This window comes from Bradyrhizobium sp. (genome assembly GCF_047605465.1).
Lineage (GTDB): Bacteria > Pseudomonadota > Alphaproteobacteria > Rhizobiales > Xanthobacteraceae > Bradyrhizobium.
Genome location: NZ_JASGFS010000004.1, coordinates 154,766 through 171,062, shown reverse-complemented (window position 1 = coordinate 171,062; position 16,297 = coordinate 154,766). Strand labels below are relative to the sequence as shown.

16 protein-coding genes are annotated in these 16,297 nt (G+C 64.9%); 10 read left to right on the top strand and 6 right to left on the bottom strand.

Going from position 1 to position 16,297, the window contains the following annotated elements; genetic code table 11:
* Positions 1 to 30: 30 nt before the first annotated feature.
* Positions 31 to 807 (bottom strand): SDR family oxidoreductase, encoded by a 777-nt coding sequence (locus tag QM712_RS06230; RefSeq protein WP_415022190.1) that lies wholly within the window; start codon positions 805 to 807, stop codon positions 31 to 33.
* 153 nt (positions 808 to 960) lie between these two features.
* Between QM712_RS06230 and QM712_RS06225 the strand changes: the two genes are divergently transcribed.
* On the top strand, positions 961 to 2,034 hold the full coding sequence (locus tag QM712_RS06225) for a tartrate dehydrogenase (RefSeq protein ID WP_415022189.1): 1,074 nt from the start codon (positions 961 to 963) through the stop codon (positions 2,032 to 2,034).
* 179 nt (positions 2,035 to 2,213) lie between these two features.
* Here QM712_RS06225 and QM712_RS06220 read toward each other — a convergent pair whose 3' ends face one another.
* The 4 genes from QM712_RS06220 to QM712_RS06205 all read right to left on the bottom strand — a co-directional run bounded on the left by QM712_RS06220 (position 2,214) and on the right by QM712_RS06205 (position 6,513).
* Positions 2,214 to 3,287, bottom strand: a complete 1,074-nt coding sequence (locus QM712_RS06220; protein WP_415022188.1) for a malate/lactate/ureidoglycolate dehydrogenase — start codon at positions 3,285 to 3,287, stop codon at positions 2,214 to 2,216.
* 11 nt (positions 3,288 to 3,298) lie between these two features.
* A complete protein-coding gene (locus QM712_RS06215; RefSeq protein ID WP_415022187.1) occupies positions 3,299 to 4,210 on the bottom strand; it encodes an NAD(P)-dependent oxidoreductase in 912 nt (303 codons plus the stop codon).
* Positions 4,211 to 4,222: 12 nt separating this feature from the next.
* Positions 4,223 to 5,473, bottom strand: a complete 1,251-nt coding sequence (locus tag QM712_RS06210) for a Zn-dependent hydrolase (RefSeq protein ID WP_415022186.1) — start codon at positions 5,471 to 5,473, stop codon at positions 4,223 to 4,225.
* A gap of 122 nt (positions 5,474 to 5,595) precedes the next feature.
* Positions 5,596 to 6,513: a LysR family transcriptional regulator gene (locus tag QM712_RS06205; protein ID WP_415022185.1), complete on the bottom strand. Its 918-nt coding sequence runs from the start codon at positions 6,511 to 6,513 to the stop codon at positions 5,596 to 5,598.
* Between the two features lie 119 nt (positions 6,514 to 6,632).
* On the opposite strand from QM712_RS06205, the gene QM712_RS06200 reads away from it, so the two are divergent.
* From QM712_RS06200 to QM712_RS06175, 6 genes are all read left to right on the top strand, one after another.
* Entirely contained in the window at positions 6,633 to 7,448 is an 816-nt protein-coding gene (locus QM712_RS06200) for a putative hydro-lyase (protein ID WP_415022184.1), read from the top strand.
* Positions 7,449 to 7,539: 91 nt separating this feature from the next.
* Positions 7,540 to 8,784, top strand: a complete 1,245-nt coding sequence (locus tag QM712_RS06195; protein WP_415022183.1) for an ABC transporter substrate-binding protein — start codon at positions 7,540 to 7,542, stop codon at positions 8,782 to 8,784.
* 181 nt (positions 8,785 to 8,965) lie between these two features.
* The gene (locus QM712_RS06190) at positions 8,966 to 9,844 is read left to right on the top strand and encodes a branched-chain amino acid ABC transporter permease (RefSeq protein ID WP_415022182.1); all 879 of its coding nucleotides are present in this window, start codon (positions 8,966 to 8,968) and stop codon (positions 9,842 to 9,844) included.
* Entirely contained in the window at positions 9,844 to 10,827 is a 984-nt protein-coding gene (locus QM712_RS06185; protein WP_415022181.1) for a branched-chain amino acid ABC transporter permease, read from the top strand. Before QM712_RS06190 ends, QM712_RS06185 begins: the two co-directional genes overlap by 1 nt.
* Entirely contained in the window at positions 10,824 to 11,555 is a 732-nt protein-coding gene (locus QM712_RS06180) for an ABC transporter ATP-binding protein (RefSeq protein WP_415022180.1), read from the top strand. The genes QM712_RS06185 and QM712_RS06180 overlap by 4 nt, the downstream gene beginning before the upstream one ends.
* Entirely contained in the window at positions 11,539 to 12,243 is a 705-nt protein-coding gene (locus tag QM712_RS06175; RefSeq protein WP_415022179.1) for an ABC transporter ATP-binding protein, read from the top strand. Before QM712_RS06180 ends, QM712_RS06175 begins: the two co-directional genes overlap by 17 nt.
* Before the next feature lie 132 nt (positions 12,244 to 12,375).
* Here the strand turns inward: QM712_RS06175 and QM712_RS06170 are convergent, their stop codons facing one another.
* Positions 12,376 to 13,044 (bottom strand): aldolase, encoded by a 669-nt coding sequence (locus tag QM712_RS06170; RefSeq protein WP_415022178.1) that lies wholly within the window; start codon positions 13,042 to 13,044, stop codon positions 12,376 to 12,378.
* Between the two features lie 105 nt (positions 13,045 to 13,149).
* On the opposite strand from QM712_RS06170, the gene ltnD reads away from it, so the two are divergent.
* Genes ltnD through otnK form a run of 3 tightly spaced genes read left to right on the top strand, consistent with a single transcriptional unit; the run spans position 13,150 to position 16,140 of the window.
* On the top strand, positions 13,150 to 14,067 hold the full coding sequence (ltnD, locus tag QM712_RS06165; protein WP_415022177.1) for an L-threonate dehydrogenase: 918 nt from the start codon (positions 13,150 to 13,152) through the stop codon (positions 14,065 to 14,067).
* Positions 14,068 to 14,083: 16 nt separating this feature from the next.
* Complete coding sequence (gene otnI, locus QM712_RS06160; protein WP_415022176.1) at positions 14,084 to 14,866, top strand: 2-oxo-tetronate isomerase; 783 nt, start codon at positions 14,084 to 14,086, stop codon at positions 14,864 to 14,866.
* Complete coding sequence (gene otnK, locus QM712_RS06155; RefSeq protein WP_415022175.1) at positions 14,863 to 16,140, top strand: 3-oxo-tetronate kinase; 1,278 nt, start codon at positions 14,863 to 14,865, stop codon at positions 16,138 to 16,140. The genes otnI and otnK overlap by 4 nt, the downstream gene beginning before the upstream one ends.
* Positions 16,141 to 16,297 lie beyond the last annotated feature (157 nt).

Genomic DNA, 16,297 nt, shown 5'->3' with positions numbered 1-16,297 from the left:
GCTTCGTTGCGATCGCAATGACGGGAGAACCTAACCCCACCCTGCGCTGATGCCGCCGTCCACCGTGTAGATCACGCCCGACGTATAGCCGGAGCGATCGGAGGCCAGGAATGCCATGAGGTCGCCGATCTCGCGCGCATGCGCCGGACGGCCGAGCGGCAGGCCTTTCTGGAACTCCTTGTAGCGATTCTCATCGCCCAATTGATGCTTCGCCCGCGTCTTGAGCAGCGTGACGTGGCGGTCCGTGCCGACCGGTCCGGGATTGATGCCGACCACGCGGATGTTGTCGGCAAGGCTCTTGCCCCCGAGCGCGCGGGTGAAGGCCATCAGCGCGGCATTGCCGGCGCTGCCGCAGATGTAATTGGCGTCGAACTTCTCGCCGGCCGCGCCGATGTCGTTGATGATCACGCCGCCGCCGCGCATCTTCATCTGCGCGTAGATCATGCGGGTGAGGTTGATGTAGCCGAACACCTTCAATTCCCAGGCATGCCGCCATGTGCTCTCGTCGATCTTGTCGATGGAGCCGCCGGGGATGTCGCCGGCATTGTTGACGAGAACGTCGATGTCGGCCGCCTCTTTCGCCAGGCGCGCAACGTCTTCGTTCTTGCGCAGGTCCACGACGGTCGTCGTGGCATCGATCTGGTGGGCAGAGCGCAAGCGATCGGCGAGCGTCTTGAGGGCCTCCCCGCTGCGGGCGGCGAGCAGGAGATGGCAGCCTTCCTCGGCGAATGCCTCGGCGGCGGCGGCGCCGATGCCCTTGGACGCGCCCGTGATCAGGACACGCTTGCCACGCAGATGCAGATCCATGGGAGTACTCACTCGTGGGAACAGGATGAAACCAGTAGGCCGTCGCCCGCGCCACGGTCAACATTGCAGTGCAGCGTTGCACTGCCGGCGAGTTTGGTCCATTGCAGTGCGATCGAAGGGCGGCGGCTGCCGACCAACCCAAGGACATATTCGATGAGCAAGAAACAATACCGGATCGCCGTCATTCCAGGCGATGGCATCGGCAAGGAAGTGATGCCGGAAGGCCTGCGCGTTCTGGAGGTCGCGGCCAAGAAACACGGTGTTTCCCTGCATTTCGACCATTTCGACTTCTCGTCCTGGGATTATTACGAGAAGCACGGCCAGATGATGCCGGACGACTGGAAGGACAAGATCGGCAAGCACGACGCGATCTATTTCGGCGCGGTCGGCTGGCCGGCGAAAATTCCGGATCACGTCTCGCTGTGGGGCTCGCTGATCAAGTTTCGCCGCGAGTTCGATCAGTATGTGAACCTGCGTCCGGTGCGGTTGATGCCCGGCGTGCCGTCGCCGCTGGCGAACCGCAAGCCCGGCGACATCGACTTCTGGGTCGTGCGCGAGAACACGGAAGGCGAATATTCATCGGTCGGCGGCCGCATGTTCCCCGACACTGACCGGGAGTTCGTGACGCAGCAGACGGTGATGACCCGCACCGGCGTCGACCGCATCCTGAAATTCGCCTTCGAGCTCGCGCAGTCGCGCCCGAAGAAGCACCTGACCTCGGCGACCAAGTCCAACGGCATCTCCATCACGATGCCCTATTGGGACGAGCGCGTGGAAGCGGTGGCGAAGAAGTTTCCGGGCGTCAAATGGGACAAGTACCACATCGACATCCTCACCGCGAACTTCGTGCTGCATCCGGACTGGTTCGACGTCGTCGTCGGCTCCAACCTGTTCGGCGATATCCTCTCCGATCTCGGTCCCGCCTGCACCGGCACGATTGGCATCGCGCCGTCGGGCAACATCAATCCGGAGGGTAACTTCCCATCGGTGTTCGAGCCGGTCCATGGCTCGGCGCCCGACATCGCGGGGCAGGGCATCGCCAATCCGATCGGCATGATCTGGTCGGGCGCGATGATGTTCGAACATCTCGGTGAGAAGGAAGCCGGCAAGTCGATCGTCGACGCGATCGAGCGGACGCTCGCCGAACGCACGCTGCGCACCAAGGATCTCGGCGGCAATGCCGACACGACGGCCTGCGGCAAGGCGGTTGCGGATATGGTGGACTAAGGCGAGCAGTCAGCGCAAGGCGCGTTGCCAGCCAAGGTGTCGTCCCGGCGAACGCCGGGACCCATTGCCCCAGGGAGAGTTGCGGCGACAGCCGGCAACTTCGAGTCTTCGCCAAACAAAGTCCGGCGGTTATGAGTCCCGGCCTTCGACGGGACGACCCCGATGGGCTTCGTTCGCGACTAGCCCGCGATCTTCTCGATCGTGGCCTGATCCAGCCCGAACGTCTTCCCGGCCGCCAGAATCTCCTGCCAAGTGGTCGGATCGACCGGAACGCCCTCGGCGAGACGCTTCTTCTTGGTCTCGCGCTCGGGCTCGCCGGCGATCCTGACCTTGTCGACGCCGGGGGCGGGCGGCGAGCCGGTGTGCCAGGCGACGAAGCCTTCGACCTCGCGCGCCAGGTTCTCGCCGGTGCCGAGCTTTTTCGGATCGATCACGATCGAGAGCATGCCGTTGAGGACGTTGTGCTTGCCGTCGGACGGTCCCTTGACCGCCTGCCCGCCGGAGAGCGCGCCGCCGAGGATTTCGCACACCAGCGCCAGCCCCGAGCCCTTGTGCTCACCGAACGGCAGGATGGCGCCGTGCGGCGGGATCACGGTGTAGCGCGGGTTGACGGTGGGCTTGCCTTCATTGTCGATGACGGTGCCGGGTTCGAGTTCGATGCCCTTGTTGTGGGCGACGCGGGTCTTGCCCTGCGCGATCCTGCTGGTGGCGAAGTCGAGCACGATCGGCTCCTTGCCGTTGCGCGGGATGCCGACGCAGAACGGATTGGTGCCGTGGCGCGCGTCGCTGCCGCCCCAGGGCGCCACGATCGGGCGGGAGATCACGTTGACGAAATGGATCGAGACCAGCCCGTGATCGATGCACTGCTCGGCCCAGTGGCCGATGCGGCCGATGTGGTGTGCGTTGGAGAGGCCGACGAGACACACGCCGTTGCTCTTGGCGCGCTCGGCCGCCAGCTCCATCGCTTCATGGCCGATCACCTGGCCGTAGCCGGTGAGGCCATCCAGAGTGAGAAGGGGACCGGTGTCGAGCACGATCTTGACGTGCTGGTTCACGGCGAGGCCGCCGGTGGTGACGCTCTGGACATAGCGCGGGATCATGCCGACGCCATGCGAATCGTGTCCCTTGAGATTGGCTTCGACCAGATTGGTGGACACGAGATCGGCCTCGCGATCCGTGGAACCGCCGGCCTTGACGATGGCGCGGACGACGTTGGTGAGGGCCTCGGCCTTGATGGTGCGATAGTCAGCCATTGTCGTTCTTCTTATCCTTTCACGATCCGGCGGCAGTGGATCCAGGCGGCTTCAATCAGGTTCTCGCTCGCCTCCGGCGTGCGGAAGGCGGAATGCGCGGACAGCGTCACGTTCGGCAGCTTCGTCAGCGGATGATCGCCGGGCAGCGGCTCGATGTTGAAGACGTCGAGGCCGGCGTGACGGATGTGGCCCGATTTCAGCGCGTCGATCATCGCCTGTTCGTCGATGATGGCGCCCCGCGCGGTGTTGATAAGGATGATGCCGGGTTTCATCTTCGCGATCTTCTCGCGGGTGATCATGCCACGCGTCTCGTCGTTGAGCAGCAAGTGCAGCGAGACGACGTCGCTTTTCGCCAGAACGGTGTCGAGATCCGTGAACGTCACGCCCGGATGGCTCTTCGGCGAGCGGTTCCAGGCGATCACCTTCATGCCGCTACCCGAAGCGATGCGCGCGACCTCGGCGGCGATGCCGCCGAACCCGATCAGGCCGAGAGTCTTGCCGGTGAGCTGCATGCCGTCCTCGCGCAGCCAGTTGCCGCCGCGCATTTCGCGATCCATCATCGCGATGACCCGGGCCGAGGCCCACATCAGTGCGATCGCGGATTCCGCGACCGCCGTATCGCCATAGCCCTTGATCAGGTGCACGGAGATGCCTAGCTCGGCCAGCTCTTCCGGATTCATGTAGCTGCGCGCGCCGGTGCCGAGGAATACGACGTGCTTGAGGCCTGCGCATGTCCTCGCGACATCGGTCGGCAGCGCGGTGTGATCGACGATCGCGATCTCGGCGCCGTCCAGGATCTCGGGATATTGCTCGGGCTTGATGTCGGGATCGCGATTGATCCGCACGCTTGGGTCGCCGGGTTTCTCCAGCCGCTCCATGATCAGGGCGAGGGCTTCGTTGGCGTCGACGAAAACTCCGCGCATGGCTGTCTCCGGTCAGGATGCCACGCCGGCGATCGCCAGCACCGTATGCATCAGCACGTTGGTGCCTGCCGTGCAGTCGGGCTGCGTGGCATCCTCCAGTTCGTTGTGGCTGATGCCGTCCTTGCAGGGCACGAACACCATCGCCGCGGGCATGACGGTGTTGAGGTTGCAGGCGTCGTGGCCGGCGCCGGACGTGATGCGGCGCGAGGAATAGCCGAGCGTCGTCGCCGCATTTTCGACCGCTGCAACGAGCTTCGGATCGAAATGCGTCGGCGGCTTGCGCCAGACCAGGTCGAGATTCACGTCGACCTTGCGGCGTGCGGCGATCTCGGCGATGGCGCCGCGCAGGTCGCGATCCAGCGCGTCCATGATCGAGGCGTCCGCGCTGCGGCAGTCGACCGTGAACACGATCTCGCCGGGAATGACGTTGCGGGATGGATTTGCGATGACGGCCTCGCCGATGGTGCCGACCGCCTTCGGTCCATGCTTTTTCGCGATGGCCTCCATCGCCAGCACGATCTCCGAGAGCGTCGCCAGCGCATCGCGCCGCAGAGGCATCGGCGTCGATCCGGCATGGCTCTCGAAGCCGGAAATCTTGCCGTCGTACCAGAGCACGCCCTGACCGGAATCGACCACGCCGATGGTCTTGCCTTCGGCCTCCAGGATCGGGCCCTGTTCGATGTGGAGCTCGACGAAACAGCCGAGCTTCTGGAAACCGACCGCCTTGTCGCCGCGGTAGCCGATGCTATTGAGCGCGTGCGCGACCGTGATGCCTTCGGCGTCCTTGCGCGAGAGGATGTCGTCGGTGGTGAAGTCGCCGACATAGGCCGCGGACGCCATCATCGCGGGCGCGAAGCGGGAGCCTTCCTCGTTGGTCCAGTTGACGATGCAGATCGGCGCCTCGGTCTCGATGCCGGCGTCATTGAGCGTGCGGATCACTTCCAGCGCGCCGAGCGTGCCGAGAATACCGTCGTACTTGCCGCCGGTCGGCTGCGTGTCGAGATGCGAGCCTATGCCGACGGGCGGCTTCGACATGTCGCGCCCCTTGCGCAGGCCGAACTGAGAGCCCAGCGCATCGACATGCACCTCCAGGCCGGCGTCCTCGCAGGCCTTGCGAAACCAGTCGCGCACCTGCTTGTCCTCCGCGCTCAGCGTGAGCCGACGCACGCCGCCCTTGGCAGTCGCGCCGAATTGCGCGGTTTCGTGGATGGAGCCCCAGAGACGGGCGGAATCGATTTGCAGGTTGGTGGCGGCTCGGCTCATGCGGTCAGTCTCTCAGCTGTCCTTCCGGGGCGGCTCGAGGAGCCGAGCCCGGAATCTCGAGATTCCGGGTTCGATGCCGTCGCATCGCCCCGGAATGACGTTGAAGGTTGTCCGGCGTCTTTTCAATGACGCGCCTGCACGGGCTCGTCAACCGCGAGGCTGCTCTGCGCAATCTGCCGTGCGAGTTCGGCGACGCGCTCCACCGCCACGACGTCGGGCGAGGCCAGCCAGCTCGCGGTGAACGTGAGCGGCGCGATCGCGAGATCGGTGTGAAGCAGTTGCAGACGTCCGTCGGACAGCTCGTTCTCGACGATGGCGTCCGGGATCACCGCGATGCCGAGGCCTTCGACCGCCATGTGGATGACGGTCGCCAGCGACGCGGACGCGTGGAGCCGGATCGGCGGCAGCTCCGGCCGGTCGAACACCTCGCGCACGACCTCGTAAGGCCGCGTCTTGCGAGGAAATGTGATGATCGGAAATCGCGCCAGCTCGGCGCGAGTCACCGGGCCCATGCCGAGTCCCAGCGAGGGGCTCGCGAGGAAGCCGATGGGATAATCCGCGAGCACGCGGTTGTGCACGCCAGAGGCCGACAGCGGTCCCACCACGAAGGCCAGCTCGATCTCCTGCGCGAGCAGGCGCGCGGTGAGGTTCGGCGTGATGTCGACTTCGATCTCCAGCGACAGGTTCGGATAGACCTCGTTCACGCTCTTGACGAGGCGCGGCAACCAAGTGTGCACGATCGTCTCGGCGACGCCGAGGCGCATCACGCCGCGCATGGCAGAGCGATCGCCGATCTCGGCCATCATCGCGGCGCGCAGGCCGATCAGCTTCTCCGCGTAGACCATCATCTGCCGGCCGCTCGGCGTGGGCGAGGCCATCCGATGGTCGCGGTTGAGGAGTTTCACACCCATCTCGCGCTCGAGCTGGGCGATGCGCTGGGAGATCGCCGGCTGAGTGGTGTTGAGCCGCGCCGCGGCGCCGCGGAAGCTGCCGAGCTTCACAACCCAGAGGAAGGTTTCGATCGATCTGAAGTCCAGCATTGGAAGGATTTTCCCGACCGATAAATTAGATTTATCGAGATTGATTAGAAAGGAAGATTAGACTTTATAGCACGCTTGGTGTTGGCTGTCCTTGTCGAGTTTATAGGCAGGTCGATCAAATGACTGTTTTGGTGGCAGCGCAGCAAACTGAGACGCCCGACACGCTCCCGAGCCGCAAGGCGCGGCTCGCCTACCGCGAGGGACTGGTCGCTTCGACCGCCGGCATCGCTCCCGGCTTCGTCCAGGGCAATCTCGCGATCCTGCCGGCGGAGTACGCCGGCGCCTTTCACCGCTTCTGCCAGCTCAATCCGAAACCGTGCCCGATCATCGGCATGTCCGATGTCGGCAGTCCGCACATCCCTTCGCTCGGCGCGGATCTCGACATCCGCACCGACGTGCCGCGCTATCGGGTCTGGCGCGACGGCGAGGTCGTCGACGAGCCGACCGACGTGTCGAAGTACTGGCGCGACGATCTCGTGACCTTCGTGCTCGGCTGCTCGTTCTCGTTCGAGGAGGCGCTGCTCGACGAGGGCATGCCGATCCGCCACATCGAGCACAATGTGCGCGTGCCGATGTACCGCACCAACATCGCCTGCGGCGAGGCCGGGCCGTTCGCCGGTCCCATGGTCGTGTCGATGCGTCCGTTCAAGCCGGCCGATGCGATCCGCGCGGTGCAGATCACCTCGCGCTATCCCGCCGTGCACGGCGCGCCCGTGCATCTCGGCCATCCGCACCTGATCGGCATCAAGGACATTTCCAAGCCCGACTACGGCGATCCGGTGCCCGTCACCGCTGACGAAATCCCCGTGTTCTGGGCGTGCGGTGTCACACCGCAATCGGTGATCAACGCTGCCAAGCTGCCGTTCGCCATCACGCATTCGCCCGGCCTGATGCTCGTGACCGATTTGAAGAACAGGAATATGGCCGTGATTTAATGGGCAGCGTCTGCTGCTTCTTCAGGCTTTACCGCGCGTGTCAATCGCTCCATCGAGGAGCGGAAAGATCCAGTAAGAGGGGAATGCTGCCATGACGATCACTCGCCGCGACGTGCTGCTCGGAGCCACCGCCACTGCTGCCCTGGTGCCGCTGGCCGCGCGCGCACAGACTTCGGAAGTGGTGATCGGCGTCATCTATCCGTTCTCCGGCGGCAGCGCACAGCAGGGCATCGACGCGCAGAAGGCCTACGAGACCGCACTCGAAGTCATCAACAAGGACACCGATTTCGACCTGCCGCTGGCGAAGGGCGAGGGACTGCCGGGCCTCGGCGGTGCCAAGGTCCGTCTCGTGTTTGCCGATCACCAGGCCGATCCGCAGAAGGGCCGCGCCGAAGCCGAACGCCTGATCACGCAAGAGAAGGTCTCCGCCATCATCGGCACCTACCAGAGCGCGGTCGCCGTCACCGTCAGCCAGATCTGCGAACGCTACCAGATCCCGTTCGTGTCGGCCGACAACTCCTCGCCGAGCCTGCATCGCCGCGGCCTCAAATATTACTTCCGCGCCGCGCCGCATGACGAGATGTACTCGGCCGCGATGTTCGACTTCTTCGATGCCATGAAGAAGAAGGGCACCAAGATCGAGACGCTGTCGCTGTTCCACGAGGACACGATCTTCGGCACCGATTCCGGCAACGCCCAGACCAAGATCGCCAGCGAGCGCGGCTACAAGATCGTCTCCGACATCAAGTACCGCGCCAACTCGCCCTCGCTCTCGGCCGAAGTGCAGCAGCTCAAGTCGGCGAATGCCGACGTGCTGATGCCGTCGAGCTACACCACCGACGGCATCCTGCTCGTCAAGACCATGGCCGAGCTCGGCTACAAGCCGAACGCGATCGTGGCGCAGGACGCCGGCTTCTCCGAGAAGGCGCTCTACGACGCCGTCGGCGACAAGCTCGAAGGCGTGATCTCGCGCGGCACGTTCTCGCTCGACCTGGCGCAGAAGCGTCCGATGGTCGGCAAGATCAACGACATGTTCAAGGCCAAGTCGGGCAAGGATTTCAACGATCTCACCTCGCGCCAGTTCATGGGCCTGATCATCCTGGCCGACGCGATTAACCGCGCCAAGTCGGCCGACGGCGAGAAGATCCGCGACGCGCTGGCGGCGACCGACATTCCGGGCGAGCAGACCATCATGCCCTGGAAGCGCATCAAGTTCGACGACATGGGCCAGAACAACGACGCCGATCCGGTGCTCCTGCAATATGTCGGCGGCAAGTTCGTCACCATCTTCCCGCCGCAGGCCGCGATCGCCGAAGCGATCTGGCCAATGAAGTAAGCCGGACGCGATTGGAGCAGCAGGCGAGGTGAGGGCGGGATGATCAAACTGCCCCTGCACCGTCTCTGCGAGAGCGACGCGACGAAGCGATCCAGTCGGCTTTCTTGGAGTCGGCGCTGGATTGCTTGGCTTCGCTCGCCATGACGGAGCCTGTCGTGATGTATCGAGCGGGGGACCAGAGGTGACAGCCCAAGCCATTGTCCAGAGTCTTGCGAGCGGCCTTCTCATGGGGCTGCTCTACGGGCTGATCGCCGTCGGTCTCGCGCTGATCTTCGGCCTGATGGACGTCGTGAACTTCGCCCATGGCGAGTTCCTGATGATCGCGATGTACGCGACGTTCTTCCTGTTCGCGTTTTTCGCCATCGACCCCTTGCTCTCGGCGCCGCTGGTCGCGGCTGCCCTGTTCGTGTTCGGGGCGGTCGTCTACCTATTGATCGTGCGTTTCGCCATGCGGGCCAAGGCCAATGCCGGCATGGTGCAGATCTTCTCTACCTTCGGCCTTGCCATCGTGATGCGCGGCCTCGCGCAGTTCTTCTTCACGCCGGACTATCGCAGCGTCCCCCAATCCTGGCTCGGCGGCAAGACGATGTCGGTCGCCGGCATCTTCCTGCCCGAGCCGCAACTGGCCGGCGCGCTGGTCGCGATCGCGGCCTTTGCGGGCCTCTATTTCTTCATCCACCGCACCGATTTCGGTCGCGCGCTCGAAGCCACCCGTGAAGATCCGGGCGCGGTGGCGCTGGTCGGCATCGACAAGAACCGCGTGTTCGCGCTGGGGTGGGGCCTGGGCGCGGCGCTGGTCGGACTCGCCGGCGCGATCATGGCGAGCTTCTTCTACATCTATCCCGACGTCGGTGCGTCCTTTGCGCTGATCGCCTATGTCACGGTGGCTCTCGGCGGCTTCGGCAGCGTGTTCGGCGCCTTCGCCGGCGGCATCATCGTCGGTCTGGTCGAGGCGGTCACCGCGCTGGTGCTGCCACCGTCGCTGAAATCGGTCGGCATCTACGCCGTCTACCTGCTCGTCGTCTTCATCCGGCCGCGCGGCCTGTTCGGATCGATGTGATGGACAAGAATTTTGTCGCGCGGCGCCGCCGCGATCTCATCGTCGCCGCCGTGCTTGCCGTGATTGCCGCGCTGGCACCGCTGTTCATCAAGGACGTCTACGTCCAGAACATCCTGATCCTGACGCTGATGTATGCGGCGCTGTCGCAGAGCTGGAACATCCTTTCCGGCTATTGCGGCCAGATCTCGCTCGGGCACGCGCTCTATTTCGGCATCGGCGCCTACACCACAGAACTCCTGTTCACGAAGTTCGGCGTACTGCCCTGGTTCGGCATGCTCGCAGGCGGGTTGCTCGCGGCCCTGATCGCGATGGTGCTCGGTTATCCCTTCTTCCGCCTGCGCGGCCATTACTTCGTGATCGCGACGATCGTCATAGCCGAGATCGGGCTGCTCCTGTTCCAGAACTGGGAATGGGCGGGGGCCGCGATGGGAATCACCGTTCCGGTGCGCGGCGACAGCTGGCTGAAATTCCAGTTCATGCGCAGCAAGCTGCCGTATTTCTATTTCGCTCTGGCGCTGTGCAGCCTCGCGTGGTTCGTCACCTGGTGGCTGGAAGATTCCAAATGGGGCTTCTGGTGGCGCGCGGTGAAGGATAATCCGGAAGCCGCCGAAAGCCTCGGCGTCGTCGTGTTCAATTCCAAGATGGGCGCGGCTGCCGTCTCCGCCTTCCTCGTTGCCGTCGGCGGCGCCTTTTATGCTCAGTTTCTCGCCTATATCGATCCCGAGAGTGTGATGGGTTTCCAGTTCTCGCTGCTGATGGCGCTGCCCGCCGTTCTCGGCGGCATCGGGACCCTCTGGGGACCGGTGCTCGGCGCGGCCATCCTGATTCCGATGACGGAGCTGACGCGCTCTTACATCGGCGGCTCCGGGCGCGGCGTCGACCTCATCGTGTACGGCACGCTGATCGTCCTGATCTCGCTGGCGCTGCCTCAGGGCCTGGTCAGCCTGTTCTCGCGGGCAAAGGCAAGGGGAGCCACGCGATGACCGCGCTCCTCGAAACCCGCGGCGTCTGGCAGCGCTTCGGCGGTCTCGTCGCCAACAGTGACGTCTCGATTTCGGTAGGCCGCGGCGAGATCGTCGGCCTGATCGGTCCCAACGGCGCCGGCAAGTCCACGCTGTTCAACCTGATCGCAGGCGTGCTGCCGCCCACCCAGGGTTCGATCTGGTTCGACGGCGAGGATGTCACGGGAATGCCGGCGGCGGAGCGCTGTCAGCGCGGCGTCGGTCGCACCTTCCAGGTCGTCAAGAGCTTCGAGACCATGACGGTGATCGACAACGTCATCGTCGGCGCGCTCGTGCGCAACACCGTGATGCGGGAAGCTCGCCGGAAGGCGCATGAGGTGCTGGAGTTCACCGGCCTTGCCGCCCGCGCCGACGTGCTCGCCAGCGACCTCGTGCCGGCCGAGAAGCGGCGTCTCGAAGTCGCGCGCGCGCTCGCGACCGAGCCTAAGCTGCTGCTGCTCGACGAGGTCCTGACCGGCCTCACGCCGACCGAAGCGCAGACCGGCGTCGCGCTGGTGCGCAAGGTTCGCGATGCCGGCATCACCGTCCTGATGGTCGAGCATGTCATGGAGATCGTGATGCCGCTGGTCGATCGCGCCATCGTGCTCGATCTCGGCAAGGTGCTGGTCGAGGGCAAGCCGGCCGATGTCGTTCGCGATCCCAAGGTGATCAGCGCATATCTGGGAGATCGTCATGCTGTCGGTGCATGAAGTCACGACCGCCTATCAGGGCCTGGTCGCGATCTCCGCGGTCTCGATCGAGGTCCAGAAGGGTGAGATCGTCTGCGTCGCGGGCGCCAACGGCGCCGGCAAGTCGACGCTGCTCAAGTCCATCGCCGGGGCCGAGCGTCCGCGTTCCGGCACGGTGACCTTCGACGGCAAGCGCCTCGACGGCATGGCGCAGCATCACGTCACCGCCACCGGCATCGCCTATGTGCCGGAGAACCGTCGCCTGTTCCCGCGCCTGTCCGTGCGCGACAACCTTCGTCTCGGCAGCTATCTCTATCGCGGCGAGGCCGACCGCGAGGGACCGCTCGATCTCGTCTTCAAGCTGTTCCCGCGCCTGTCCGAGCGTCTTGAGCAGCGCGCCGAAACACTATCCGGCGGGGAGCAGCAGATGCTGGCGATCGGTCGCGCACTGATGACGCGGCCGCGGCTTCTGATGCTGGACGAGCCTTCGCAGGGCATCATGCCGAAGCTCGTCGACGAGATTTTCCAGGCCGTGCTGCGGATCCGCGACGCCGGCATGACCGTTCTGATCGTCGAACAGCGCATGGCCGAGTGCCTGGAGATCGCCGACCGCGCCTACATCCTCCAGACCGGGCGCGTGCTGATGCAAGGCCCGTCAGCCGAGATCAAGGGCAATCCGGACGTGAGGAAGGCTTATCTCGGGCTGTAGGCTTTACTGTCATTGCGAGGAGCGTAGCGACAAAGCGATCCAGAATCGTGTTGCGTGCGAATCTGGATTGCTTCGCTCCGCTCGCCATGACGGGATTGAGGTGGTTCGATCTTGTTCATGACCACCCCGGCTCTAGTGCCCATGCTCCGGCAGCGTGATCCCGAACACCTTCACCAGATCCGTCACCTGCTCCGGCGAGAGATAGCGTGGGTTCAGCCCCCTCAGCAGCAGGTACAGCTTCGCCGTCTCCTCCAGCTCTTCCGTCGCGAACACGGCCGCTTCCAGCGTGTCGCCGGCGACGACCGGACCGTGATTGGCAAGCAGCACGGATGAATATTTCCCCGCCAGCCCCTTGATCGCATCCGCAACCGCCGGATCGCCCGGACGGTAATAGGGCACGAGCGCGGTAGCGCCGCATTTCATCAGATAGTAGGCCGTCATCGGTGGCAGTGCTGCTCGTGGGTCGATCTCTGGCAGCATCGAGAGCGCAACCGAATGGGTGGAGTGCAGATGCACGATCGCGCGTGCGCTTCCGCGCGTGTCGTAGAGCGCGGTGTGCAGCGGAACTTCCTTGGTCGGGGCGTCGCCGGAGATCAGCCGGCCCTGCTCGTCGAGCCGCGACAGCCGCGCCGGATCGAGGAAGCCGAGCGAAGCGTTGGTCGGCGTCACCAGCCAGCCGCCGTCGGCCAGCTTGACGCTGATATTGCCGGAAGATCCCGGCGTCAGTCCGCGCTCGAACAATGAGCGTCCGAAGCGGCAGATATCTTCGCGCAGCCGTATCTCGTTGCTCATGGCCGTCATGCCCGCTTGTCTCACGCTTTGGCAGCGCGGCCAAGGCGTGTTATTCGGTTGACCAAGCCGCCATGAAGGGCGGCCGCCCGGGAAACGATCGCAAGGGTCAGTCACATGTCCGCCTCCGCCCCACAAGGTCAACGCATCGCCGTCATCGGGCTCGGCTCGATGGGATTTGGCATGGCGACGTCGCTGAAACGCGCGGGCTTTGCCGTGACCGGCTGCGACGTCTCGGCCGACGCGGTGGCGCGCTTCGTGAAGGACGGCGGTGCGGGCGCCGGGACGCCGGCCGAAGCGGCCGGGAATGCCGACATCGTCGTCAGCGTCGTCGTCAACGCAGCGCAGACCGAGACGATCCTGTTCGGCAAGGACGGCGTCGCCGAGACGCTGCCCAAGGATGCCGTCTTCATCTCTTCCGCCACCATGGATCCCGACGTGGCGCGCCGACTGGCGAAACAGCTGGAAGCGACCGGCCGGCACTATCTTGACGCACCGATCTCCGGTGGTGCCCAGCGCGCGGCGCAGGGCGAACTGACGATCCTGGCTTCCGGCAGCCCCGCAGCCTTTGCGAAGGCGCGACCGGCGCTCGATGCCATGGCGGCAAAGCTCTACGAACTCGGCGATGCCGCGGGGCAGGGGGCGGCATTCAAGATGATCAACCAGCTGCTGGCCGGTGTGCATATCGCCGCCGCTTCGGAAGCGATGGCGTTCGCGGCCAGGCAGGGGCTCGACATCCGCAGGGTCTACGAAGTGATTACGGCGTCGGCCGGCAATTCCTGGATGTTCGAGAACCGGATGCCGCATGTGCTCGACGGCGACTATGCGCCGCGGAGCGCGGTCGAGATCTTCGTCAAGGACCTCGGCATCATTCAGGACATGGCACGCAACGCCAGATTCCCGGTGCCGGTTTCCGCCGCCGCGCTGCAGATGTTTCTAATGACGGCCGCGGCCGGGATGGGCCGCGACGACGACGCATCGGTGGCGCGGATGTACGCGCAGGTCACCGGCGTAAAGCTGCCCGGCGACAAATAGAGCCAAGAGGATTCCAATGCCCCGTTTCGCCGCCAACCTCTCGATGATGTTCACCGAGGTGCCCTTCCTCGACCGTTTCGATGCCGCGGCCAAAGCCGGTTTCACGGCCGTCGAATTCCTCTTTCCCTACGAGCATCCGCCGGAGGCGATCGGCGAGCGGCTCAAGCGCAACGGCCTGACGCAGGCGCTGTTCAATCTGCCACCGGGCGACTGGAATGCCGGCGAGAAGGGCTTTGCGGCGCTTCCCGCGCGCTTTGCGGACCTCAAGGCGAGCCTCGAAACGGCGCTGCCCTATGCCAAGGCGACCGGGGTCAAGCGCCTGCACCTGATGGCCGGCATCGCCAATCGCGGCGAGCGCGCCGCGATCGAAGCTTTCTACAAATCGGTGGTGTGGGCGGCCGAATTCTTCGCCCCGCACGGCATCGATATCGTGCTTGAGCCGATCAATGCGCGCAACGTGCCCGGCTACTTCCTCAACGATTTCGGCTTCGCGCGCGACCTGGTGCACGAATTGCGCCTTCCGAACCTGAGGCTTCAGTTCGACATCTATCACTGCCAGATCATTCACGGAGACGTCACAATGCGGCTGCGCGAGATGATGCCGATCATCGGCCACGTCCAGATCGCCAGCATTCCCTCGCGCAACGAGCCCGACGGCGAGGAGTTGAACTATCCGTTCCTGTTCGCCGAACTCGACCGGCTCGGCTACGCCGGGTTCGTCGGCTGCGAATACAATCCGCGCGGCAAGACCACCGGTGGTCTCGCCTGGTTCAAGCCCTACGCCGGAGTGAAGCCGTGACGCTTGCGCTGGGCTGCATCGCCGACGACTACACCGGGGCATCCGACCTAGCCAACACGCTGACGCGCGCCGGCCTGCGGACCGTGCAGACCATCGGCGTGCCCGCGGACGACCTGGCGCTGCCCGAGGTCGATGCGGTCGTGGTGTCCTTGAAGAGCCGTTCGATCGCCGCGGGCCTTGCCGTGTCGCGTTCGCGCGCGGCCGAGAAATGGCTGCGGGGCCGCGGCGCGAGCCATATTCTGTTCAAGATCTGCTCGACCTTCGATTCCACCGATGCCGGCAATATCGGCCCGGTGATGGATGCGCTGCGGGCCGATTGCGGCGAAGACGTCGTCCTGGTGACGCCGGCCTTCCCGGCGACCGGCCGGACCGTTTACCAGGGCAATCTGTTCGTCGGCGCCGTACCGCTGAACGAGAGCCCGCTCAAGGACCACCCGCTCAACCCGATGCACGATTCCAACCTGGTCCGGGTGCTGGCGCGCCAGAGCAGGACGCAGGTCGGTCTCGTTGATCTCGCCACGGTCGGCCGCGGGGCGGATGCGATCCGGGCGCGGCTTGCCGAATTGTCGGGCAGCGGCGTTGGCGCGGCCATCGTCGATGCCGTATTCGACCGTGACCTCGAGACCATCGGACTGGTCGCCGTCGGGCACCGCTTGTCCGTCGGCGCCTCCGGGATCGGCCTCGGGCTCGCACGGGCTCTGGTCTCGACGGGCAAGGTCAAGCCGACGGCGACAAGCGGTCAATCAGATGCGGCCGTGGGTGGATCGGTGGCGTGCCTTGCGGGAAGCTGTTCGCAGGCGACGTTGCAGCAGATCGCCAAGGCCGAATCCGTCATGCCCGTGCTCCGTCTCGATACGGACGGTATTATTACGGGGAAGAACGAAATCGAGCGCGCGTTGGCCTGGGCGAAGTCTCTGCTCGCCGCAGGTCCGGTGCTGATCGCATCGAGCGCGACGCCGGACGAGGTCGCCGCGTTACAGGCGCGTCGTGGGCGCGAAGCGGCCGGCCATGCGATCGAGCAGGCGATGGCCGACATCGCGGAAAGCCTAGTGAAAACAGGTGTTCGTCGCTTGATCGTGGCCGGCGGCGAGACCTCCGGAGCCGTCGTCGATCGTCTGGGGATTCCCGGCTTTCTCGTCGGCGCGGAGATCGCTGCGGGGGTCCCCGTGTTGCGCGCGGTGGGGAGCACGCGCGGCGACATGCTGCTCGCTTTGAAGTCGGGGAATTTCGGCGGAGCGGATTTTTTTGCGGACGCGCTTAGGCTCATGCGCTGAGCGCAGGGCATTCTTAGCGGCTCGTTCACTTCTTTCGGGTTCCGTACTCGTACGGAGTCGTAGTTAACAACTGCTCAGTTGCTTTGTTGTTGGATTGTCGGCGCCGCCCCTTTGGTTGACCCGCAATTTCAGGACGCGCGCCACAGCGCCAAAGCAA